20 protein-coding genes and 1 pseudogene are annotated in these 20,668 nt (G+C 41.4%); 11 read left to right on the top strand and 10 right to left on the bottom strand.

Annotated features, from left to right (window positions below; translation table 11 throughout):
- Nucleotides 1-47: 47 nt before the first annotated feature.
- Nucleotides 48-1,289 (bottom strand): ABC transporter permease, encoded by a 1,242-nt coding sequence (locus BV214_RS03485; RefSeq protein WP_086476101.1) that lies wholly within the window; start codon nucleotides 1,287-1,289, stop codon nucleotides 48-50.
- 3 nt (nucleotides 1,290-1,292) lie between these two features.
- On the opposite strand from BV214_RS03485, the gene BV214_RS03480 reads away from it, so the two are divergent.
- Nucleotides 1,293-2,540: an exo-beta-N-acetylmuramidase NamZ family protein gene (locus tag BV214_RS03480; RefSeq protein WP_086476100.1), complete on the top strand. Its 1,248-nt coding sequence runs from the start codon at nucleotides 1,293-1,295 to the stop codon at nucleotides 2,538-2,540.
- Here the strand turns inward: BV214_RS03480 and BV214_RS03475 are convergent.
- Together BV214_RS03475 and BV214_RS03470 are read right to left on the bottom strand one after the other, a co-directional pair.
- Complete coding sequence (locus BV214_RS03475; protein ID WP_086476099.1) at nucleotides 2,531-3,382, bottom strand: sterol desaturase family protein; 852 nt, start codon at nucleotides 3,380-3,382, stop codon at nucleotides 2,531-2,533. The genes BV214_RS03480 and BV214_RS03475 overlap by 10 nt on opposite strands.
- Before the next feature lie 255 nt (nucleotides 3,383-3,637).
- Nucleotides 3,638-4,136 (bottom strand): annotated as a pseudogene (locus BV214_RS03470) (YkgJ family cysteine cluster protein).
- A 172-nt stretch (nucleotides 4,137-4,308) separates the two neighbouring features.
- Between BV214_RS03470 and BV214_RS03465 the strand changes: the two are divergent.
- The gene (locus BV214_RS03465) at nucleotides 4,309-5,025 is read left to right on the top strand and encodes a class I SAM-dependent methyltransferase (RefSeq protein ID WP_086476166.1); all 717 of its coding nucleotides are present in this window, start codon (nucleotides 4,309-4,311) and stop codon (nucleotides 5,023-5,025) included.
- 48 nt (nucleotides 5,026-5,073) lie between these two features.
- A complete protein-coding gene (locus tag BV214_RS03460; protein WP_086476098.1) occupies nucleotides 5,074-5,853 on the top strand; it encodes a hypothetical protein in 780 nt (259 codons plus the stop codon).
- 137 nt (nucleotides 5,854-5,990) lie between these two features.
- On the opposite strand, the gene BV214_RS03455 is transcribed toward BV214_RS03460, so the two are convergent.
- Nucleotides 5,991-6,623, bottom strand: a complete 633-nt coding sequence (locus BV214_RS03455; protein ID WP_086476097.1) for a 7-carboxy-7-deazaguanine synthase QueE — start codon at nucleotides 6,621-6,623, stop codon at nucleotides 5,991-5,993.
- Nucleotides 6,624-6,807: 184 nt separating this feature from the next.
- Here BV214_RS03455 and BV214_RS03450 point away from each other — a divergent pair, with 184 nt between their 5' ends.
- The 3 genes from BV214_RS03450 to BV214_RS03440 all read left to right on the top strand — a co-directional run bounded on the left by BV214_RS03450 (nucleotide 6,808) and on the right by BV214_RS03440 (nucleotide 10,482).
- Nucleotides 6,808-7,041 (top strand): thioredoxin family protein, encoded by a 234-nt coding sequence (locus tag BV214_RS03450; protein ID WP_086476096.1) that lies wholly within the window; start codon nucleotides 6,808-6,810, stop codon nucleotides 7,039-7,041.
- Nucleotides 7,042-7,315: 274 nt separating this feature from the next.
- Nucleotides 7,316-7,930, top strand: a complete 615-nt coding sequence (locus BV214_RS03445) for a MarR family winged helix-turn-helix transcriptional regulator (RefSeq protein WP_086476095.1) — start codon at nucleotides 7,316-7,318, stop codon at nucleotides 7,928-7,930.
- 173 nt (nucleotides 7,931-8,103) lie between these two features.
- Entirely contained in the window at nucleotides 8,104-10,482 is a 2,379-nt protein-coding gene (locus BV214_RS03440) for a prolyl oligopeptidase family serine peptidase (protein ID WP_086476094.1), read from the top strand.
- A 6-nt stretch (nucleotides 10,483-10,488) separates the two neighbouring features.
- On the opposite strand, the gene BV214_RS03435 is transcribed toward BV214_RS03440, so the two are convergent.
- Nucleotides 10,489-10,944, bottom strand: coding sequence for a RidA family protein (locus tag BV214_RS03435; protein WP_086476093.1), 456 nt, complete (start codon nucleotides 10,942-10,944; stop codon nucleotides 10,489-10,491).
- Nucleotides 10,945-11,118: 174 nt separating this feature from the next.
- Here BV214_RS03435 and BV214_RS03430 point away from each other — a divergent pair, with 174 nt between their 5' ends.
- The 4 genes from BV214_RS03430 to BV214_RS03415 all read left to right on the top strand — a co-directional run bounded on the left by BV214_RS03430 (nucleotide 11,119) and on the right by BV214_RS03415 (nucleotide 14,620).
- Nucleotides 11,119-12,633 carry a helicase HerA-like domain-containing protein gene (locus BV214_RS03430; protein ID WP_086476092.1) on the top strand — a complete coding sequence of 505 codons (1,515 nt, stop codon included), beginning with the start codon at nucleotides 11,119-11,121 and terminating at the stop codon, nucleotides 12,631-12,633.
- Nucleotides 12,634-12,697: 64 nt separating this feature from the next.
- On the top strand, nucleotides 12,698-13,246 hold the full coding sequence (locus BV214_RS03425) for a hypothetical protein (protein ID WP_086476091.1): 549 nt from the start codon (nucleotides 12,698-12,700) through the stop codon (nucleotides 13,244-13,246).
- 8 nt (nucleotides 13,247-13,254) lie between these two features.
- Nucleotides 13,255-14,094, top strand: a complete 840-nt coding sequence (locus BV214_RS03420) for an alpha/beta fold hydrolase (RefSeq protein ID WP_086476090.1) — start codon at nucleotides 13,255-13,257, stop codon at nucleotides 14,092-14,094.
- A 100-nt stretch (nucleotides 14,095-14,194) separates the two neighbouring features.
- On the top strand, nucleotides 14,195-14,620 hold the full coding sequence (locus BV214_RS03415; protein ID WP_086476089.1) for a VOC family protein: 426 nt from the start codon (nucleotides 14,195-14,197) through the stop codon (nucleotides 14,618-14,620).
- Between the two features lie 255 nt (nucleotides 14,621-14,875).
- Here the strand turns inward: BV214_RS03415 and fabV are convergent, their stop codons facing one another.
- Nucleotides 14,876-16,063 (bottom strand): enoyl-ACP reductase FabV, encoded by a 1,188-nt coding sequence (gene fabV, locus BV214_RS03410; protein ID WP_086476088.1) that lies wholly within the window; start codon nucleotides 16,061-16,063, stop codon nucleotides 14,876-14,878.
- Nucleotides 16,064-16,454: 391 nt separating this feature from the next.
- Between fabV and BV214_RS16710 the strand changes: the two genes are divergently transcribed.
- On the top strand, nucleotides 16,455-16,613 hold the full coding sequence (locus BV214_RS16710) for a hypothetical protein (protein WP_176328447.1): 159 nt from the start codon (nucleotides 16,455-16,457) through the stop codon (nucleotides 16,611-16,613).
- A 71-nt stretch (nucleotides 16,614-16,684) separates the two neighbouring features.
- Here the strand turns inward: BV214_RS16710 and BV214_RS03405 are convergent, their stop codons facing one another.
- The 4 genes from BV214_RS03405 to ffh form a co-directional block, all read right to left on the bottom strand.
- Complete coding sequence (locus tag BV214_RS03405; RefSeq protein ID WP_086476087.1) at nucleotides 16,685-17,752, bottom strand: sensor histidine kinase; 1,068 nt, start codon at nucleotides 17,750-17,752, stop codon at nucleotides 16,685-16,687.
- 174 nt (nucleotides 17,753-17,926) lie between these two features.
- Complete coding sequence (locus tag BV214_RS03400) at nucleotides 17,927-18,811, bottom strand: bifunctional 5,10-methylenetetrahydrofolate dehydrogenase/5,10-methenyltetrahydrofolate cyclohydrolase (RefSeq protein ID WP_086476086.1); 885 nt, start codon at nucleotides 18,809-18,811, stop codon at nucleotides 17,927-17,929.
- A 92-nt stretch (nucleotides 18,812-18,903) separates the two neighbouring features.
- A complete protein-coding gene (locus BV214_RS03395) occupies nucleotides 18,904-19,260 on the bottom strand; it encodes a four helix bundle protein (RefSeq protein ID WP_317045157.1) in 357 nt (118 codons plus the stop codon).
- 30 nt (nucleotides 19,261-19,290) lie between these two features.
- Nucleotides 19,291-20,628 (bottom strand): signal recognition particle protein, encoded by a 1,338-nt coding sequence (gene ffh / locus BV214_RS03390; protein WP_086476085.1) that lies wholly within the window; start codon nucleotides 20,626-20,628, stop codon nucleotides 19,291-19,293.
- Between the last annotated feature and the right edge of the window lie 40 nt (nucleotides 20,629-20,668).

The raw sequence follows: 20,668 nt of genomic DNA, 5'->3' as shown, positions 1-20,668 counted from the left end.
AAATTACACCAGTGAAAAACACTGAAATGTAGCTATTTCCTGGATGGTTATTCGAATTTAATGGCTTTTACCGGCGCTATTTTAGTAATAACATAGGAGGGAATTAACAGCATCAACAGACACAGAAACAATACCCCAACATTTAAGGCCAATACCATCCAAACATCTATATACACAGGAATATAATCTATATAGTACTCCTTGGGATTGGGAAATTTCAACAACCTAAATTTGTATTGCAAGCCAATAATCCCGAGGCCGATAATATTCCCCAATAACAATCCCACTCCTATGAGATAGCTGGCATTGTAGAGGAATATTTTTCTTATGCTCCAATTGGAAGATCCCAGTGCTTTCAATATCCCAATCATCTGCGTTCGTTCCAAAATAAGCACTAGAAGGGCCGTAATCATATTAAATCCGCCTACGATAATCATAATTCCAATGATGATAGCGATATTGAGATCGAAGAGGCCTATCCATTCAAAAATCCTAAAATACTTCCCTTGTATGGTCTGCGTATCCAAATCGGACAAAGTTTTCCCATAGATTTCCCTTGCCTTGACTTCCATTTCGTCAAAATTATCCAGGAATATCTCAAAATTCCCTACCTCGTCCTGGCTCCATTTATTCATATGGCGAATATGGCGGATATCGATAAAGATATAGGAAGCATCTAGCTCCTCAAAACCACTATTATAGATACCTGTTATGGTAAATTTTCGTTGATTTGGCATTTTAGACTCATCGTCTTCCTTAAAAAAAATGGCTACAAAGGAATCGCCCGTTTTAAAATGAAGTCGATTTGCCAGCACTTGGGAAATTAACACTTCCTCATTTAGGTCCTCGGCATAATTAGGTAGGTTTCCATCGACTAAAAACTCTTTAAACACCTCCCAGTTATAATCTTTACCCACTCCCTTGGCAATTATTCCCTCAAAGGTTTCCTCGGTTCTAATAATGCCAGCTTTGGTAGCCACCCCCTGAATGTGCTGAATACCGCTAACAGATTTAAATTCTGGATAGAAATCCTGGTTTAGGGAAACGGGAACCACGGAGACATCCGAGTTATTATTGTCATAGTTATAAATCTGGATATGCCCATTAAAGGCAGCTACTTTCTCCCTAATCTTATGCTTTAATCCCACGCCAGTAGCAATTGCCACCAACATCATAATCACCCCCAAAGTAATTGCTGCAATGGCAATTTTTATTATTGGTGCAGATATGCTAATTTTATGCTCTTTTGCAGTAACCAGCCGCTTGGCAATAAAAAATTCTAAATTCAAATTATGGCAATTTTTTCCGTCTTCAAAAATACTGTTTTATTATTGGTTTTTATAGTATCTTCTTGTGGAAACCCCTCCAAGTCTAACAACAAGGATCAAGGCGCTCATATGAGTACCGCCTCTTTGGAAAACGAACCTCCTATCATTGTAGGTGCCAACCGCACCGAAGAATACCTTCCCTTACTAAAGGGGAAGAAGGTTGCCGTGGTAGCCAATCAGACCAGCGTACTCTTTAAGGATACGGAGCCATTGACCTATACGCACATTGTGGACTCCCTACGAGCTTTGGAGGTAGATATAAAACACGTCTTTGCTCCGGAACACGGTTTTAGGGGCGAAGCCGATGCGGGTGAAAAGGTAACCGATGGGAAGGACGAAAAAACGGGCCTACCCATTATCTCGCTGTATGGAAGCAATAGAAAACCCACTGAGGAGCAATTACAGGATATAGACATTGTTCTTTTTGACATACAGGATGTAGGAGTGCGATTTTACACGTATATCGCTACCATGCAATTGGTAATGGAAGCCTGTGCCGCGCAAAACATCCCAGTTATTGTACTAGACCGCCCCAACCCCAACGCACACTATGTAGACGGCCCTACTATGGAAACTAAGCACCGCGGATTTTTGGGGTTAACCAACATCCCACTAGTATATGGAATGACGATTGGAGAATACGCCAAAATGATTAATGAGGAGGGGATGATGGAAAACCAAGCCAAGGTAGACCTTACGGTAATTACGCTGGAAAACTACCATCGCAACAAGGACTATCTTCTTCCCATTAGGCCATCGCCTAACTTACCTAATAACACCTCCATTTATTTATACCCGAGCCTAGGCTTCTTTGAAGGCACCAATATAAATGCCGGACGGGGAACGGAGTTTCAGTTTCAGCGATACGGGGCACCGTTTCTGGACAGCACCCAATACAGCTTTTCCTATACTCCTGCTCCTAATTTTGGCGCTAAATCCCCCAAACACAATGGGGAAGTTTGTTACGGGAAGGACCTATCACAAATGCCAAAAATGGATAAGGTTGATTTAAGTTTTTTATTGGATGCCTACAAAAACAGTACGGACAAGACAAAGTTCTTTCTTACTAGCGGTTTTACACGACATGCAGGAACCGAGAAACTACAGCAACAGATAAAAGCAGGCCTCTCTCAGGAAGAAATAAAAGCTAGTTGGCAGGAAGACATCAGCAATTTTAAAAAAATTAGAGCAAAATACCTGATCTACGATTGAGAAGGCGATTTTAAACCTGCCTCTTTGGGAGCTTTATAAGCTTTAAAGGGAATTTGCATCAGTAAGCCAATATTGGAATTTTCCTTTTCATTGAAATAGGTATCCACTCCGTATACGATTTCATCCTTAGGAAGTTTTAAAAAGGTCCCAAAGAGTCGGTCCCATAGGGAGAAGATATTTCCATAATTACTGTCTGTATAGGGTAGTTTATAATGGTGGTGCACCTTGTGCATATCTGGGGATACAAATACCCAACTAAGTGCATTGTCCAATTTTTTGGGTAGGGCAATATTGGCATGGTTAAATTGAGAAAACAGTACCGAAAGTGCCTGATAGATCATAATGATGGCTACGGGCGCTCCCACTATAAAGGTTCCAAAGCAGGTAAATGCAAATCGCACTACGCTCTCCCCCGGATGATGCCTATTGGCCGTTGTGGTGTCTACCTGATGATCTGTATGATGGATGATATGGAATCCCCATAACAACTTCACTTTGTGCTCTACCCAATGAGCCAGCCATGCCCCTAATAGATCCAACAACAACACCCCTAAAAAAATAGTTACCCAGAGTGGCATTACAGGCAACCATTGAAGAACCCCAAAATTATTTTCGAGGGTCCAATCACTGGTTTTTAACAGCAAAAAAGCCAAGGGAAAATTTACTAGAATGGTGGTTAAGGTAAAGAAGATATTAACCCCAGCATGCTTAATCTTTTTGTATTTAAGCTGAAATAAGGGGACTATATATTCTAGAATCCAAAAAAATGCTATTCCCGAAACCAAAATTACACTTCTATGGGCCGGGGGGATCGTTTCAAAATAACTATAGATACTTTCCATGTACTAAAAATACAAAATAATTCTTATGGAGAACATGGCGATAAACTACTCATAAACAAACATCTACCACCAAGAGAAGCACATAGCATATAGCACAATTGGTTCCCCTAAACGGAAAAATTATGAAGAAACTCCCTCATTATCGTTGAGTGGCTAAGCTTGCTAGAAAATATAAATAAAGCATTAACCTCTTCTAAGAACTGGCACCTCTCCACTATACAGACAACTAGTTTAGGAGGGGAGATAAGGGGCCGATTATTTTTTTGCAAGTCTTTTTTTCATCTCCTCTACAATGTTGTATGCTGCCGGACAAATAACCACGTTTTTTAGGGTAAGGTTACTTATTTGATGAAACTTTTTTTCTATTGGTGTGCGGAAATTCCCGACAAGCCTTTGGTCTCACGTCGTAGATGGAACAGTAATTATCGGCTCCCAAAAAGGTACAGGGAACACGTTGCAATACATAATCCTGTTCCTCGTCTACGCGCAAATAGGTCTCCACAAACTTTTGGGGCTTCATCCTAAAATGTTTGGATATCCTTTCTATATCATTATTGGTAAACAGGGGCCCCGTTGTTTTACAACAATTGGCACATTCCAAGCAGTCTGTGCGCTGAAATTCTTCCTCGTGCAAATCCTGCATAATATAATCTAAATCCTTTGGTGGCTTTTTACGGAGCTTAGCAAAGAATTTCCGATTCTCATTATGTTTCTCCTTGGCGAGCTTTGGGAGTTGTTCTATAGTGTTTTCCAAAATGGCATTGTTTTAGGCCTATTTAAAAATGGTTTATGGTAATTGACCGAACCGGTTTATGGTATCTGGACTAACTAGCTCCCCACTTAAAAATAAATTCCTCAAAATTATTAAAAGTCGACCCCAAATACATATAAAAACCTCATTTTTGCATGGAAATGCTATAAATAAAATGAACAAGGACATCTTAGGCAGCGCTGTACTGGACTATCAAAACGGAAATTATTCCGAGGATATTAAGACCTATTCCACTTTGGAAGAGGAAGACAGCATTCCTGTCCCCTATCTTTTTAGGAACTACAAACAGATGCCCGCCTTGGAAAAGGAGGCCTTGAAACGTTGTAAGGGAAACATCTTGGATATTGGATGTGGTGCAGGAAGCCATAGCCTCTATTTACAAGAACAGGGACATCTGGTAACGGCGCTAGATTATTCCCCAGCCGCTGTGGAAACCTGCAAACTGAGAGGGCTAAAACAAGTAATGCTGTCAGATATCCTAGAAGTAAAGAATCAGAAGTACGACACCCTGTTGATGCTGATGAACGGGATTGGCATAGTGGGAAAACTAAATAAGATAGATGCCTTTTTAAAGCACTTAAAATCCTTGCTAAAGTCTAACGGGCAAATTCTTCTAGACTCCAGTGACATCATATATATGTACGAGGAAGATGAGGATGGAGGCTATTGGATTCCGGAGGATCAAGATTACTATGGGGAGGTCACCTTTGTAATGGAATACAAAGGCCATAAAAGTGACCCCTTACCGTGGTTGTACATCGATTTTAACACCTTACAGCGAGCGGCTCATGCAAATAACTTATCTTGCGAACTGGTATATGAGGGTGCTCATTTTGATTATTTAGCAAAACTCACCTTTTTGGAATCATAGACCTCCAGTATTGTAATACAAGACACCCCTTATTAAATTAATCTACTTATGAAAAAGTTTTCCGTATTGTTGGCTATCCTTTTTTTGAGCCTCCTAAGCTGCACCAAAGAAAGTGAAACACCTACTGAAAAGACCCTGGACAGGACCGCCAATTTAAAGGGTCCTGGCGATTCTGCCAACGAATTTCTTTCCGACTCCAAATTTAAAAACTTAAAGATTGAGATTGGCTACGTTACAGGATTTAAGCCTACCGATAGTGCCATTTCCGAATTCACTTCCATGCTATCTGAACGTATTCACAAGGACAACATAGCTATCACCTATCAAGAATTGCCCTCACCGGGAAAGGACAGTCTAAGTGTACAGGAAATTTTTGAATTGGAACAAGAACACAGATCGGTGTACAACAATGGGGATACCCTAGGGCTTTACATCTATTTTTCTGATGCACCCTCCGATAATGACAAGGCCGAGGACGACCTGGTAACCTTAGGAGCAGTCTATAAAAACACTTCCATGGTAATATACGAGGCCACCATTAGAAAGCTGGCGTCTAGAAGCATGTTAATCTCATCGGCCCAAGTAGAGGCGGCTACCCTGTCCCATGAGGCGGGCCATTTATTTGGATTGGTAAATTTAGGGACCCCCATGGTAAATGAACATCATGACCCAGAAGCGGAACATCATTGCATTGAAGACAACTGCCTTATGCGAGCCGAGTTGCAATTTGGGGGTGGTATTGCCAAAATGCTAGCTTCCAAAGGCGGTAGAACCCCCGGATTTGGCGTGGAATGCATTTTGGATCTCAGGGCCAATGGAGGGAAATAGGTGAGATAGTATTGAGTACAAAGTACTGAGTAGTGAGACTCAACTACCTACTTTGTACTTGGTACGCTTAACAAAAAAACAGGTGAAATTATCTAATTCCACCTGTTAATCCACTATTTTGAAATTCCCTAACGCTCCTAAGGAATATTCAAGTATTTATGAGTTTGTAGGGAAACTTTCCATTTTGGGTTTTTCATCACATAGTCCACAATCATAGGAATTACCTTATCCCGCACACTCCACTCTGGCTGCAGGTATAGAATACAGTCCTTGTTGGTTTTTGCCGCCTCTTGTTCGGCAAAAATTAAATCGTGCTTATTGTAAACAATTACTTTTAACTCGTGTGCCTTGTCGTAAATAACCCCTTCTGGTAATTTGTTCTTTTTAGGAGAGAGACAAATCCAATCCCAGGTACCCGTTAAAGGATACGCCCCGGATGTTTCTATATGCGTTTTTAAGTTTTTAGCCTTCAAAGCCTGAGTAATAGGCCCCATATCCCAGGTTAAGGGCTCTCCTCCTGTTATAACTATGGTGTCCGAATATTTGGCCGCATTATCCACAATTTGCGAAATTTTAGTGGGCGGATGTGTTTCCGCATTCCAACTCTCCTTTACATCGCACCAATGGCAACCTACATCACAACCTCCAACACGAATAAAATAGGCCGCGGTCCCCTTATGGAACCCCTCCCCCTGTATTGTGTAAAACTCCTCCATCAACGGGAGCATAAGCCCCTGATCTACCAATGTTAAAACTTCTTCTTGTACCATACGGCAAAGATAGACAATAGACTATCGCAGCCCTACATTTTTAGTAAATTATATGATTTCCCTACCCACTTCCAATTTCATTAAATTCTCCTACGTTCGAAAAAAATCCAAACTTTAACATATTTAGTTAGGATTCCTTACTATATTTATTGGGCAATATTGCATCAACCTTAATTAAAGTACCATGAAAAAATCAGTTTTTTATCACGCAGGATGCCCGGTATGTGTTAGTGCAGAACACGACATTATAGCACTGGTAGGGTCGGACAATGTGGAAGTAGTACATTTTGGAGAAAGCAAATCCCGTATTGCGGAGGCAGAAAAAGCAGGGGTTAAATCGGTCCCAGCCTTAGTAACCCCCAATGGAAATGTACTTCATATTAACTACGGAGCCTCCATGGCAGACGTTAAGGGCTAGGCTTAGCTTTTTAATCCCATAAAGTTAGGGCCCGTAGTATTGGCGTCCTAACTTTTAAGGTTTTGGCACCACTATATGGATAAATGAAAACACTATTAAAGGCAACTTGCATAAAACCTTATGGATTGTAACCTATAGTTACCAACCTCATTCCCCGCCCCTATAACTATGTTGGACTAAAAGTATCCTTAGTAAAATCCTTTATCCCATGGTAGTCATAACCTAGCACCATCGGGTTATTTATTTTACCTTTCAGGCAAAATCCAGTTTTTTTATGGACAATAAGAGCGTTTTTAATATAGATCATCAGAATTCCGATATTTCCAGCAAAATAGTGGCAGGATTATCCCGTATATCCGAAGCATTTAAAGTACTCCTTTGGGAAAAAGCCAAACTTCTAGGCCTAAGCCCCATTCAAATACAGCTCCTAATTTTTATCGCCTATCACAAATCGGAAATTACCAATGTTAGTTATCTGGCCAAAGAATTTAACCTTACCAAACCCACCATCAGCGATGCTATAAAAGCACTGTATCAAAAGGGATTGGTCACCAAAGAACATTCAACAGCGGATAGTCGCAGCTACAGCATCCGTTTATCTGAAAATGGGAAGAAAATGGTTACTGAAACCGAAAACTTTGCCAATCCCTTAAAAGGCGGACTTAAAGGAATGGATGACGCCAAAATGGAGCAGCTTTTTACAACCCTCTGCAATTTAATCCATCAATTAAACCAAAGTGGTATCCTTAGGGTTCAACGCAGTTGTTATTCCTGTAAATATCACGATAACAAGCACGGAAAGGATTATTGCAACCTCTTAAATACCCAACTATTAAACACGGACATTAGGTTAGATTGTCCTGAATTTGAGGAAATCACACCGCTATAAATCCCATATCTCCATAAAACCGCACTCCCTAACCCAACTCTACCCCCTTTCCAATATTCTCCCAACACCTTGTGTTATTACACAAGAATTAGGATATTTACCTCTTTAAGATTTTCCATAGATTTTTGGAACATTAATTTGCGCTTTTATAAGTCGCGACAAACACTATATGTATGAAGAATATTTGGTTATTGAGTGGTATGCTCTTATTATCCTTCTCCGCTAGTTTTGCCCAGCTAGAGAATGTATCACCTCTTTCCATTAAGGAGATTATGCAGGGCGACACCTTTGTAGGTCACCTTCCATCTAGTCCGCAATGGTCTCTAGATGGCCAAACACTATATTTTAAATGGAACAGGGAGCAGGCTCCCAGCGATTCCTTGTACGTTTATCATTTAAAATCGGGAAAAACTCAAAAAGCAGATTTTGAAACAGAATACCACTTACCAAGTGCTTTTGGCACCTACAACAGTGATAAGTCTAAAAAGCTTTACACCAAAAGGGGAGATATTTTTCTACTCGATGTAAAGAGTAAGGCTATCACCCAAATTACCCATACGCAAGCCTATGAGGGTAGTCCCCATTTTACGGAGAACGGCACTAAGGTAGCTTATGTAAAAGACAAGAATCTCTATAGTTGGGATATTAGCACAGGAACCACTACACAGCTAACCAATTTTAAGTCTATAAAGGCAGATAAAGAGCGAAATGCTAAGGACGAATGGCTCTACCAAGATCAATTGGCACTATTTGACGTGCTACGCACCCGTAAGGAGAAAAAGGACAAGGCCGAGTTGCTAAATAAGCGATTGGAAGCCAAAGCTCCCCTAGTAATAGACCCTAAGGGAAAATCTATTTCCAATCTACGTATTAGTCCAGACGGCAGGTTTATCACCTATTTAACGGCAAAATCCCCTTCGGACCGTAAAGGCACTTTGATGCCGCACTACGTTACGGAATCCGGGTATACCGAAAATCAAAATACACGCTCCAAGGTGGGGGATACCCCTACCCAGTATGAGCTATTTGTTTACGATTTGGCCAACAGAAAGGTTTATCCCGTAGCAATGGACAATTTGGAAGGGTTAGATTATGTTCCGGAATACACCAAGGATTATCCGGACAAGCCCTATGAGAACAAGAATAGAATTGGATATATTTCTGGCCCCTTTTGGAACAAGGAGGGCACGCATGCGGTCTTGGATATTAACACCAACGATTATAAGGATAGGTGGATTGCCTTATTGGATGCAGAAAATGGCAGTATAACCCAATTAGACCGTCAACACGATGAAGCGTGGGTTGCAGGTCCCGGTATAGGCGGATATCGCGGAGGCTCATTGGGATGGATGCCCGATGATAAAAGCATTTGGTTCCAGTCCGAAAAGACCGGCTATTCCCATCTATATGTAATGGATGTAACTACCAAAAAGACCAAGGCACTCACCTCCGGAAAATTTGAGATTTACGACCCACAACTCTCCAAGGACGGAAAGCGCTGGTATTTTACTGCCAACAAAATCCACCCCGGGGACAGGCAGTTTTACAGCATGCCACTTAAAGGCGGCGCGCTGAAACAGTTAACCCATATGACTGGTAAGAACGAGGTTACCTTGTCCCCGGATGAGCGTACCATGGCCATTCTACATTCGTATGCTAATAAACCCACAGAACTATACCTACAAGACAACCCAATTTTCGGAAAATCGAAAACCACTGCAAAGCAGATTACCAATTCCCTTACGCCCGAATTTAAGGAGTACCCTTGGCGCGACCCGGAAGTAATTACTTTTACGGCCGAAGATGGCGCGTCTGTACACGCCCGTCTCTACAAGCCAAAAGCAGAGGTGAACAACAAGGCTGCAGTAATTTTTGTCCACGGAGCTGGCTATCTACAAAACGCCCATAAATGGTGGAGCAGCTATTATAGGGAGTATATGTTCCATAATCTTCTGGTAGACAATGGGTATACGGTATTGGATATAGATTATAGGGGCAGCGCAGGTTACGGGAGGGATTGGCGTACGGGAATTTACCGTCATATGGGGGGCAAAGACCTATCGGACCATGTGGACGGCGCAAAGTTTTTAGTAGATGAATTGGGAGTAGACTCCAATAAAATTGGGATATACGGTGGCTCTTATGGTGGCTTTATCACTTTGATGGGGATGTTTACCGCACCCGAAACCTTTAAGGCTGGCGCTGCAATTAGATCTGTTGGGGATTGGGCGGCCTACAACCATGGATATACGGCACGGATCCTGAACACCCCAGCTACGGACAGTTTGGCCTTCCGAAGAAGTTCGCCTATTTATTTTGCTGATGGATTACAGGGCGATTTATTGATCCTCCATGGCATGGTAGATGACAATGTCCATTTTCAGGATATGGTTAGACTCTCCCAACGCCTGATAGAATTGGAGAAACACAATTGGGAAATGGCGGTGTACCCAGTAGAGCGCCACGGTTTTGTAGAACCCAGCAGCTGGACGGATGAATACACCCGTATTTACAAGCTGTTTCAAAAAAGCTTGCTAAACAAAAAGAAATAGGCGGACTTAGTCCGTTTTAACGGCCAGCACCTCGATTTCTACTTTCGCATCCATGGCAAGTCCGCTGGCTGCGAAGGTAGTGCGGGCCGGTTTTTGAGGAAAATAACGGGCATACACCTGGTTAAACGTGGAGAAATTGGCCATATCATGGAGGATTACCGTGCATTTAACCACATCGCTAAGATCCATACCATGTTGTTGCAATACTTCTTGGATATTATGTATGGTTTTTTCTGTTTCAGTTTCTATTCCCCCACTCACCACGGTTCTTGTCCGATTATCGATCCCGATCTGTCCTGATAGGAAAAAGAGGTTTCCAACTTGTACGGCATCGCTAAAAGGGGCCGCTTTCTTGCGTTCTACATGGCTCTCGTGAAATATCGGCCTAACCAGTTCCTGCGCCCTTAGCTCCGTGGTGAAAGCTAGTAATCCTACAAAAAAAATAATGCTATAATATTTCATATCTAGATATTTATTGTTTTCTGAAGATCAATTATAATTCACCTATCTTCATTCGTGCTTGCGACCAGTTTTCGGTCATGCTCATTTCGTAATTCAGAAGTTGGAGAACAAACACAAATATGATCTGCTTTTCTGTTGATTAAAATTAGCCTATTTTTATCAAAAATTAGCCATATGGATTCCAAGGAACAGTTCTTTGCACATATAGAAGAGGGATATACTACCAAGGGTGATTTTATTACCATGGGAGCCGCCATGTATAAAGGGGAAACGGTCACCAACGCCTTTGTAAAAATCCCATTAAAAACCCTTAATAGACACGGACTCATCGCTGGGGCTACAGGAACAGGAAAGACCAAGACGCTACAGGTATTGGCAGAAAACCTATCCGAAAAAGGCATTCCCGTGCTGTGCATGGACTTAAAGGGAGATCTTAGTGGCTTGGCACAACCAAGCCCCGGACACGCCAAAATAGATGAACGGCATGCCAAAATTGGACTGCCCTTTACTGCCTCCGGATTTCCCGTGGAAATTTTATCCCTCTCCCAACAAGGTGGTGTAAAATTACGGGCCACAGTATCCGAGTTTGGCCCTGTACTCTTGTCCAGAATTCTAGATCTTTCTGTTACCCAAGAGGGCATTGTAGCCGTAATTTTTAAATATTGTGATGACAACCATTATCCGCTATTAGACCTGAAGGACTTTAAAAAAGTTTTGCAGTATGCCACCAATGAAGGCAAAAAAGAGTTTGCAGATAGCTACGGACGCATCTCTACCAGTTCTACAGGCGCAATTCTAAGAAAGGTTATAGAATTGGAACAGCAGGGAGCGGACCTCTTTTTTGGGGAGAAATCTTTTGATGTAAATGATCTTACGCGAATTGATGATCAGGGACGTGGTTATATCAATATTATCCGATTGACCGATATTCAGGATCGCCCCAAATTATTTTCTACCTTTATGCTGAGCCTATTGGCAGAAATCTATGATACTTTCCCCGAGCAAGGAGATAGTGGGAAACCAGAGTTGGTACTCTTTATAGATGAAGCACACTTACTCTTTAAGGAGGCCTCCAAAGCATTATTAAACCAAATAGAAAGTATTGTAAAGCTTATTAGATCCAAAGGGATCGGGTTGTATTTTGTAACCCAAAATCCAACCGATGTCCCCGATGAAGTGCTGGCTCAATTGGGGTTAAAAATACAGCATGCATTAAGGGCTTTTACAGCAAAGGATAGAAAAGCCATAAAACTCACGGCAGAAAACTACCCTTTATCCCCCTATTACGACACCAAGGAGGTGCTTACCTCACTAGGCATAGGGGAGGCGCTCATCTCTGCCTTGGACGAAAAGGGAAGACCCACTCCCCTCGCCGCCACCATGCTGCGAGCTCCCATGAGCAGAATGGATGTATTAACCGAGCGCGAAATTCAGGCACTGATAGACAATTCCAAGTTAGTAAACAAATACAATGAGACCATAGACCGTGAAAGTGCCTATGAACTATTGAACGCAAAAATAGATCGTGCGGAAAAACTGGCTGAAAAAGAAGATACACCATTGCCTAAAAGTCCCACAAGAACCAGAAGCCGAAGGGCCAGCACCAGACAAAACCCCATAATAAAAGTGCTTACTAGCGCTACCTTCATCAGGGGGGTACTGGGAGTATTGAAAAAAGCAATGCGATAACCCCATCCCTATCGGCCTGTTACATAAAAACGTAAAACCATTAACATAACCCTTATAATTAAACATGACAAGACTCCCCATTTATGCAGTAGTAATTTTATCGTTGTTTTTTATCCAATGCAATACCAACAACGACTTTTTAATCACCAAGAATCAGGCTGGAAAACTAGAGAAAACTTCCACTATAGACCAATTGGAAACAATCTTCGCCTCCGATTCTATCGTTCGGGATACCACCTTTACCAACATTGGGCCTAGGGTGAACAAAATAGACATTTTTGAAAAGGGCGGGACCCATCTTATGACTCTTACCCCAACCAACGATAGCATCCCCAAGATAGGAATCATCCGCGTATATGACCCTAGATTTGTAACCGATAAAGGGGTTGGCTTAAATAGCACCTTTAAGGACATTGAAGATAAGCACGAAATCCAAAAAATTGTTACCGCCTTAAATAACGTGGTGATATTTCTTAAGGATTCGGACGCCTACTTTACCATCGCTAAAACAGAACTTCCCAGCAGCCTACAATACGCTTCTAGTACCAATATTGAAGCGGTGCAGATACCCGATAATGCCAAAATAAAATATTTCATGGTAGGGTGGGATTAATTTACCGAATGAACAAAATTTTATATCATACCTTAGCTTTGTCCTACGGGACCTATTTTAATACACTTGCTATATTGTCGCCCCGCCATGCCGCCAAGAAAGCGTATCAGCTATTTAGTACACCCAGGAAAGGCAGGGTTTTGCCCCACCAAGCGCCATTTTTAAATAAGGCGAAGGGAAAAACTATTTGTGTAAACGGCTTGGACCTCCAAACGTACCATTGGCCGGGAAGTCTTCCTACCGTACTATTGATGCACGGTTGGGAAAGCAATGTATATAGATGGCGCCACCTGATTGCCATATTGCAAGAGAAAAATTTCAACATTATTGCCTTTGACGCTCCCGGACACGGATACTCCAAGGGCAATATGTTGAACTTGGCCACCTATTCGGACAGTGCCCGGCAAATTGTTCAGCACTACCAACCCCAATATATTATTGGACATTCCATGGGGGGCCTAGCCACGCTTCACCATCAATACCAGCACCCCGAAACATCCACTAAAAAAATTGTTTCCTTAGGGGCTCCTGCCGAGCTCTCAGAATTGATGGACCACTATCAACGTCTACTGCGGCTGAACAAAACAGTATTGAGAGGAATAGATCAGCATCTATTTCAGCACCACCGCTTTAGGATCAAGGATATATCAACGCCAACCTTTGCGAAGTCTATTGCCGTTCCAGGTTTAATTATCCATGATAAGGAAGATACCATTACTCCCTTTAGTGCCTCGGAACGCTTGCACCGAAATTGGAAAAGCAGTCAACTAATTGCTACCACCGGCCTAGGGCATTCCCTTCACAAAGAGGATGTAAACAAGCAAATTGCCGCTTTTTTAAGCGCTTAGAAGCATATGTTATTTTTGCTATCTTGCAAATCACCAATTAGCAGCCATTGTATTGTTGTCGCTAGGTGAATCGAGATGTTTAAGAATAACAAAATATACCATGTCTGAGATCACCCCTTTTCATATTGCCATTCCTGTCCATAATTTAGATGAATGCCGTACTTTCTACAGGGAGGTACTCCAATGCGAAGAGGGTAGGAGTAGTGACCACTGGGTAGACTTTAATTTATTTGGTCACCAATTGGTAATCCACTACAAGCCCAAAGAAAACAAAAAGCAACCCCATACAAATGCAGTTGACGGCAAGGAGGTTCCCGTTCCCCACTATGGGGTAGTACTCCCTTGGGAGGTTTTTGAGTCGTTTTCCAAGCGGTTAAAAGACAAAGGGGTCCACTTTGTAATAGAGCCCTATATTCGTTTTAAGGGAGAAGTAGGCGAGCAAGCTACTATGTTCTTTTTAGATCCCGCAGGAAACGCTTTAGAATTTAAGTCGTTTAGGGATATGGATCAGCTATTTGCCAAATAACCATTTGTACCATTAGCTAAAATCCCCTAGTGTACATCGTCCTAAGATACCCTTAGGGCATTATTCTAGATTCTCAAGATACGTATTCATTATATCTGGGAGGATTCAAAGGTGGCAACAAAGTACAGGTATTATCTGATCTATAAACATCCATTTGATCCATAAAAAAAGTCCGATAGAACAATAGAACCTCAGCAATCAATTGCTAATCCTCCGCTGCCCTATCGGACTCCAATGTAAAATATTATCAGCGTATTACTGTAAACCTGCGATTTCTACCATTTCATTTACATCCTTATCATAATCAACTCCTGGCACCATAAATCCAAAAAGGTTGAAAAAATCTTTTTCATAACCTTTAAGATCTCCAATGGCAGGCAAGGTCTCCGTGGTGGCTTTTTCCCATAGCTTAGCTACTTCTTCCTGCACGTCCTCACGCATTTCCCAATCGTCTACCCTAATCCTTCCCTGCTCGTCCGTAGGGGTGTTAGCGGCATACAAACGATCTTGAAACAACCGTTGAATCTGCTCTATGCATCCTTCATGAATTCCTTTTTCTTTCATTACCTTGTAAAGCAAGGAGATATATAGGGGAATCACTGGAATTGCAGAACTCGCCTGAGTTACCAATGCCTTATTTACGGAAACATAGGCTTCTCCATTAAGTGCTTTTAATTGATCTTTAATTTCAAAGGCGGTGGCCTCCAAATGGTCTTTAGCCCTACCAATAGTACCTTTTCTATAAACAGGTTCTGTTAGCGAAGGTCCCACATAGGAATAGGCTACGGTTTTACATCCCTGAGCCAAAAGGCCTTCTTCCTGAAGGGCATCCATCCACATTTTCCAATCTTCACCCCCCATTACGGCAATGGTATTATCTACATCATCGCCAGCGGCAGGTGCAATGCTAATTTCGGAAACCACTCCCGTATGGAAATCCACTGTTTTGTTCTCAAAACTGGCACCAATAGGCTTAAGTACGGACTTATACCGAACGCCCGTTTCGGGATGTGTTCTAACCGGAGAGGCCAAACTATAAACCACAAGGTCTATCTGCCCTAGGTCTTCCTTAATTAAATCTAACGTCTGCCGTTTAATCTCCTTGGAAAAGGCGTCCCCATTAATACTTTTCGCATAAAGTCCGGCTTTATGGGCTTCCTGCTCAAAATAAGCACTATTGTACCAGCCTGGAGAGGCGGGCCTGCCTGGAGAGGGCGGTTTTTCAAAAAACACCCCAATAGTAGCTGCTTCAGAACCAAAGGCACTGGTTATTCTGGAAGCTAGGCCAAAGCCAGTTGAGGCTCCAATAACCAACACTTTTTTTGCTCCGTTAATAGCTCCTTTAGATTTGATATAATTTATCTGGTCTATTACATTTTGTTCACAACCCGAAGGATGCGAGGTGAGGCATATAAACCCTCTTGTTTTAGGTTCTATAATCATGTTGTGAATCTTTTATCAATGCTATACGATCTACATATAGCGAAATGGTTCCTAGTGTTTAAAATTTACCAATTATCGAAGATAGTTAAAAGAAATAAAAGACCGCATGGAGGAAGGTAAAATTGAGTACAAAAACCGCCAAAATGCTCCGTAATGACGGATCTCCTGTAATTATTTACGCCCTTTCCACCTAACAGCTGTTTTATTACAGCTTGCTATAAATGATTAGTAGAGCTAATGACCAAGTAGCTATAGAAGTTGGTAAGCAATCAATCTCAACACACATTTACAAACGAAGACCCACTAATAGCCAAAGGATTGGCATAACAAATAGACTAAAGTTCCGTTATAGGAGAAATAGATTAAATACCCTCGGTTTAATTCATTTACCATGAAAAAAATTGCCCTCGTATTAACCGTATTTTTCTGTTGTATTGCCATTGGCAGCTGTACCAATGACGAAAATGATGATAAAATTGATATCCTGACTCCAAATGACAGCAGCAAGGCCGTACTACCAACCTTAATTTCGGAGTTTTATCAGCTATAAATTAAACCAGGAGACAGTTCTACCAGAGTAATTATTTTTTATAAATCCAATTGGTTATCAATAAAACCTGGTTAGGCAAAGGTAATGGTAAACGTAGCCCCTTCATTTACCCTACTATCTACACGAATACTACCTCCTAGGTCGGTTAGCTGTTGATATACTAGATATAGTCCCACTCCTTTACTATCACTATTTCCATGAAACCTTTGGTTTAGGCCAAATATTTTATCCCCTACGGCTTCCATATCAAAGCCCAAACCATTGTCTTTAAACACCAGTTTTTTCTGGTCATCATCAATAAAGGTGATCACTTGGATATGAGGCGGAACCTCTGGCCTTGCATATTTTATGGAGTTGGTTAAAAGGTTTAGGAATACACTCTCTAGATAATTTTTGTTAAAACTAATGGTAGGCAATTCAGAAAAATCCACCTCTATTTTCGCCTGGGAATTTCCTAAGAGAGAGCTTATGGATTGTTGAACTTGATTAAAAGTAGCCTCTATATTAACTTCTTCTAATGCTACTGACAACGTCTCGTTGGCACTTAACAAATCCACATACTTATTCATGGATTGATGAAGGCCTTCGGTGGCCATCCTCATAAAGCTCAAGATCTCCAAAACTTCAGGATTGGATATTTCAGAAAGGTCCAATAAACTAAAGATGGACAATAGATTATTTATGGGAGCTCGTAGGTCATGGGAAGTGGCGTAGTTAAGTTGTTTTAGATCCTTGTTTATTTTTTCGAGTTGCACAATGTGACCATTCCGCTCTTCCTCCAATTTCTTTTTATGGGTAATATTTTTGGCTATTGCATAAATTAATTTTTGCTCGGGTAAGGGAATAGAGGTCCAATGCAACCAGACCACTTCCCCGGAGGCAGTTACAAATCGGTTTTCATAATTAATCAAGGGAACCTCTTTCTTTAAATTCTCACGGTATTTTGCCGTTAGTACCTGGTCTTCTTCATAGATAAATTCACGGATCAAACTAGAGAACAACACCTCATCTGGGTAGCCTAAAAGCTTTTTGAAAGACGGATTTATTCTTTTAAAGTATCCGTCATAGCCAGCAATAACGAGCATGTCTAGCGACAGCTCAAAGAAAGGCTCTAGACTGAGCTCTGTGGCGTTATCCATAAATATTTTTTTTGAAGACGGAAATATACAATTTAATTTTTCTTTACAACACCCAGATAGTTTCCTCCTACCTAGATATCCTAAAAAATCAAGAATAGTAAGACCTCAAAATTATTTATTTATGTCATAGAATAAAAAAGCCCGCAAATACAGTTATTTGCGGGCTTCAAACTTTTACTTTCTGCTTCTATGTCTTTCCCTAGCTAGAAGCGTATTCTTTAATAACATGGCAATGGTCATGGGCCCCACTCCACCTGGGACCGGAGTGATAAAAGAAGCCTTTTTACTGACATTCTCAAAATCTACATCCCCAGTTATATAGTAACCTTTTTTCTTGGTATCGTCTGGTACCCTAGTTATACCCACGTCTATGACTACTGCATCGTCTTTCACCATTTCCGCTTTCAGGAAATTGGGTACACCCAAGGCCGAAATTATGATATCTGCCTGCGAGGTAATCTGGGTGATATTTTTAGTATGGCTATGGGTTAGGGTTACCGTAGAGTTCCCTGGCCACCCTTTTCTACCCATCAAAATACTCATGGGCCTACCTACAATATGACTTCTTCCAATCACTACAGTATGCTTACCCTGGGTATCTACCTTGTACCTTTCCAACAATTCCAAAATACCGAAGGGAGTTGCTGGGATAAAAGTACTCATATCCAAGGCCATTTTCCCGAAGTTTGTTGGGTGGAAACCGTCTACATCCTTATCTGGATCTATGGCCAATAACACCCGTTGGGTATCTATTTGGTCTGGTAATGGCAACTGCACAATAAATCCGTCTATATTCTCGTCTTTGTTGAGTTCTTCAATCTTATTTAACAACTCACTTTCGGAGGTGGTACTGGGTAGTTGCACTAGGGTAGATTCAAATCCCACGCGTTCGCAAGATTTCACTTTACTACCTACATAGGTTAGGCTAGCACCATCGCTACCTACAATTACTGCGGCCAGATGAGGCACTTTTTCTCCCCGTTCCCGCATTTTCGCCACCTCTTCGGCGATTTCCTCCTTAATTTGATTCGATACTTTTTTACCGTCTAAGATTGTCATTAATTTAAAGTTTAAAGATTAAGGTTCAAGGTTGGCACTAGGTAAACTTTGAGCCTTTATATTCTGATTTGGAAAGATAATTCATAAAGGAGCTAATTTTTTTTACTTTCCAAAAGCACCTTTTCCATTAGTTCGTCGAAAGTTTTTTTATCTATATATTTTCGATCCAGTGTGCGATAAAGCTGAGAACGAAGTTCGCCACAGGACGCTTTAGCTATACTTAAGAATTGCATAAACTCGCAGTTACCATTTCGTTCAAAACCCTCGGAGATAGTATCCATAATGGACCCAGAACTTCTATCCATCTGGTTCCTTAAAACATAATTTTTCCCTAAGGCAATGGTTTCAAATATTTGATTTACTTCATTACAGATCTCCCTAGCCAATTGCCATATTTCCAAATCCTCAAATCTTTCAATCTTGGCCATTTTGGAGTTTTCTTTGAACATTAAACTTTGAACCTTGAACCTAAGACAAGCCTACCTCATCCCCTTCATGGAATTCATCATCTGCATCATCTTTTTACCGCCACCACCTTGCATCATCTTCATCATCTTGCTCATCTGGTTAAATTGTTTTAACAGCTGATTTATTTCTTGGATACTAGTACCACTTCCTTTCGCGATTCTCTTTTTACGACTGGCATTCAGCTTGGAGGGCGTGGCTCTTTCATCTGGGGTCATAGAATGGATAATAGCCTCGATATGTTTAAAGGCATCATCATCTATATCCAATCCCTTTAAAGCCTTGCCTGCTCCTGGGATCATCCCCATCAAATCCTTAAGACTCCCCATCTTTTTAATCTGCTGAATCTGACTTAGGAAGTCGTCCAGTCCAAATTTATTCTTGGCAATTTTCTTCTGGATCTTTCTGGCCTCTTCTTCATCAAACTGCTCTTGGGCACGTTCTACCAAAGACACCACATCTCCCATCCCTAGGATCCTTTCGGCCATACGAGAAGGGTAGAATATATCTATGGCATCCATTTTCTCTCCGGTACCGATAAACTTAATAGGCTTATCAACCACGGATTTAATGGATATGGCGGCACCCCCACGGGTATCCCCATCCAATTTGGTTAATATTACCCCATCAAAATTAAGGATATCATTAAAGGCCTTTGCAGTATTTACAGCATCCTGACCAGTCATGGAATCTACAACAAACAAGGTCTCTTGGGGCTCAATTGCCTTATGGATGGCCGCAATCTCATTCATCATTTCCTCATCTACGGCCAATCTACCCGCGGTATCTATAATCACCACGTTATTCCCATTCGCTTTAGCGTGGGCAATTGCTGCCTTGGAAATAGCAACAGGGTCTGTATTTCCACGATCGGAAAAGACCTCTACTCCTATCTGCTCCCCTACCACATGTAGCTGATCTATAGCTGCAGGCCTATATACGTCACAGGCAACCAATAAGGGGTTTTTGGTTTTCTTAGTCTTAAGAAAGTTTGCAAGCTTTCCTGAAAAAGTTGTTTTACCAGACCCCTGTAAACCCGACATTAAGATCACAGATGGTGTTCCAGAAAGATTGATTCCCTCTGCATCACCCCCCATAAGTTCGGTGAGTTCGTCTTTAACCAGCTTTACCATTAATTGGCTGGGCTGCAAGGAGGTCAATACGTTTTGGCCCAAGGCCTTTTCCTTGACCGTATTGGTAAACTCCTTGGCAATTTTAAAATTGACATCGGCATCCAATAGGGCTCTCCTAACCTCTTTTAAGGTTTCCGCAACATTAATTTCCGTAATTTGTCCATGTCCTTTTAGAACATGTAACGCCTTATCTAACTTATCACTTAAATTATCGAACATAGTCTTACCGTATTAACAGGAAAGCGCAAATTTAAGAATA

This window comes from Arenibacter amylolyticus (assembly GCF_002150785.1).
GTDB lineage: Bacteria > Bacteroidota > Bacteroidia > Flavobacteriales > Flavobacteriaceae > Arenibacter > Arenibacter amylolyticus.
The sequence above is the reverse complement of the archived record's forward strand: the minus strand, read 5'-3'. Positions and strand labels throughout refer to the sequence as shown.

Bases quoted from the DNA above. Each gene is read 5' to 3' on its own strand.
- BV214_RS03455 (WP_086476097.1), bottom strand. From the start codon at position 6,623: ATGGTACAAGAAGAAGTTTTAACATTGGTAGATCAGGGGCTTATGCTC.
- BV214_RS03445 (WP_086476095.1), top strand. From the start codon at position 7,316: ATGGACAATAAGAGCGTTTTTAATATAGATCATCAGAATTCCGATATT.
- BV214_RS03430 (WP_086476092.1), top strand. From the start codon at position 11,119: ATGGATTCCAAGGAACAGTTCTTTGCACATATAGAAGAGGGATATACT.
- BV214_RS03450 (WP_086476096.1), top strand. From the start codon at position 6,808: ATGAAAAAATCAGTTTTTTATCACGCAGGATGCCCGGTATGTGTTAGT.
- BV214_RS03420 (WP_086476090.1), top strand. From the start codon at position 13,255: ATGAACAAAATTTTATATCATACCTTAGCTTTGTCCTACGGGACCTAT.
- fabV (WP_086476088.1), bottom strand. From the start codon at position 16,063: ATGATTATAGAACCTAAAACAAGAGGGTTTATATGCCTCACCTCGCAT.
- BV214_RS03480 (WP_086476100.1), top strand. From the start codon at position 1,293: ATGGCAATTTTTTCCGTCTTCAAAAATACTGTTTTATTATTGGTTTTT.
- BV214_RS03395 (WP_317045157.1), bottom strand. From the start codon at position 19,260: ATGTTCAAAGAAAACTCCAAAATGGCCAAGATTGAAAGATTTGAGGAT.
- BV214_RS03465 (WP_086476166.1), top strand. From the start codon at position 4,309: ATGAACAAGGACATCTTAGGCAGCGCTGTACTGGACTATCAAAACGGA.
- BV214_RS03425 (WP_086476091.1), top strand. From the start codon at position 12,698: ATGACAAGACTCCCCATTTATGCAGTAGTAATTTTATCGTTGTTTTTT.
- BV214_RS03475 (WP_086476099.1), bottom strand. From the start codon at position 3,382: ATGGAAAGTATCTATAGTTATTTTGAAACGATCCCCCCGGCCCATAGA.
- BV214_RS16710 (WP_176328447.1), top strand. From the start codon at position 16,455: ATGAAAAAAATTGCCCTCGTATTAACCGTATTTTTCTGTTGTATTGCC.
- BV214_RS03440 (WP_086476094.1), top strand. From the start codon at position 8,104: ATGAAGAATATTTGGTTATTGAGTGGTATGCTCTTATTATCCTTCTCC.
- BV214_RS03400 (WP_086476086.1), bottom strand. From the start codon at position 18,811: ATGACAATCTTAGACGGTAAAAAAGTATCGAATCAAATTAAGGAGGAA.
- BV214_RS03405 (WP_086476087.1), bottom strand. From the start codon at position 17,752: ATGGATAACGCCACAGAGCTCAGTCTAGAGCCTTTCTTTGAGCTGTCG.
- ffh (WP_086476085.1), bottom strand. From the start codon at position 20,628: ATGTTCGATAATTTAAGTGATAAGTTAGATAAGGCGTTACATGTTCTA.
- BV214_RS03415 (WP_086476089.1), top strand. From the start codon at position 14,195: ATGTCTGAGATCACCCCTTTTCATATTGCCATTCCTGTCCATAATTTA.
- BV214_RS03435 (WP_086476093.1), bottom strand. From the start codon at position 10,944: ATGAAATATTATAGCATTATTTTTTTTGTAGGATTACTAGCTTTCACC.
- BV214_RS03460 (WP_086476098.1), top strand. From the start codon at position 5,074: ATGAAAAAGTTTTCCGTATTGTTGGCTATCCTTTTTTTGAGCCTCCTA.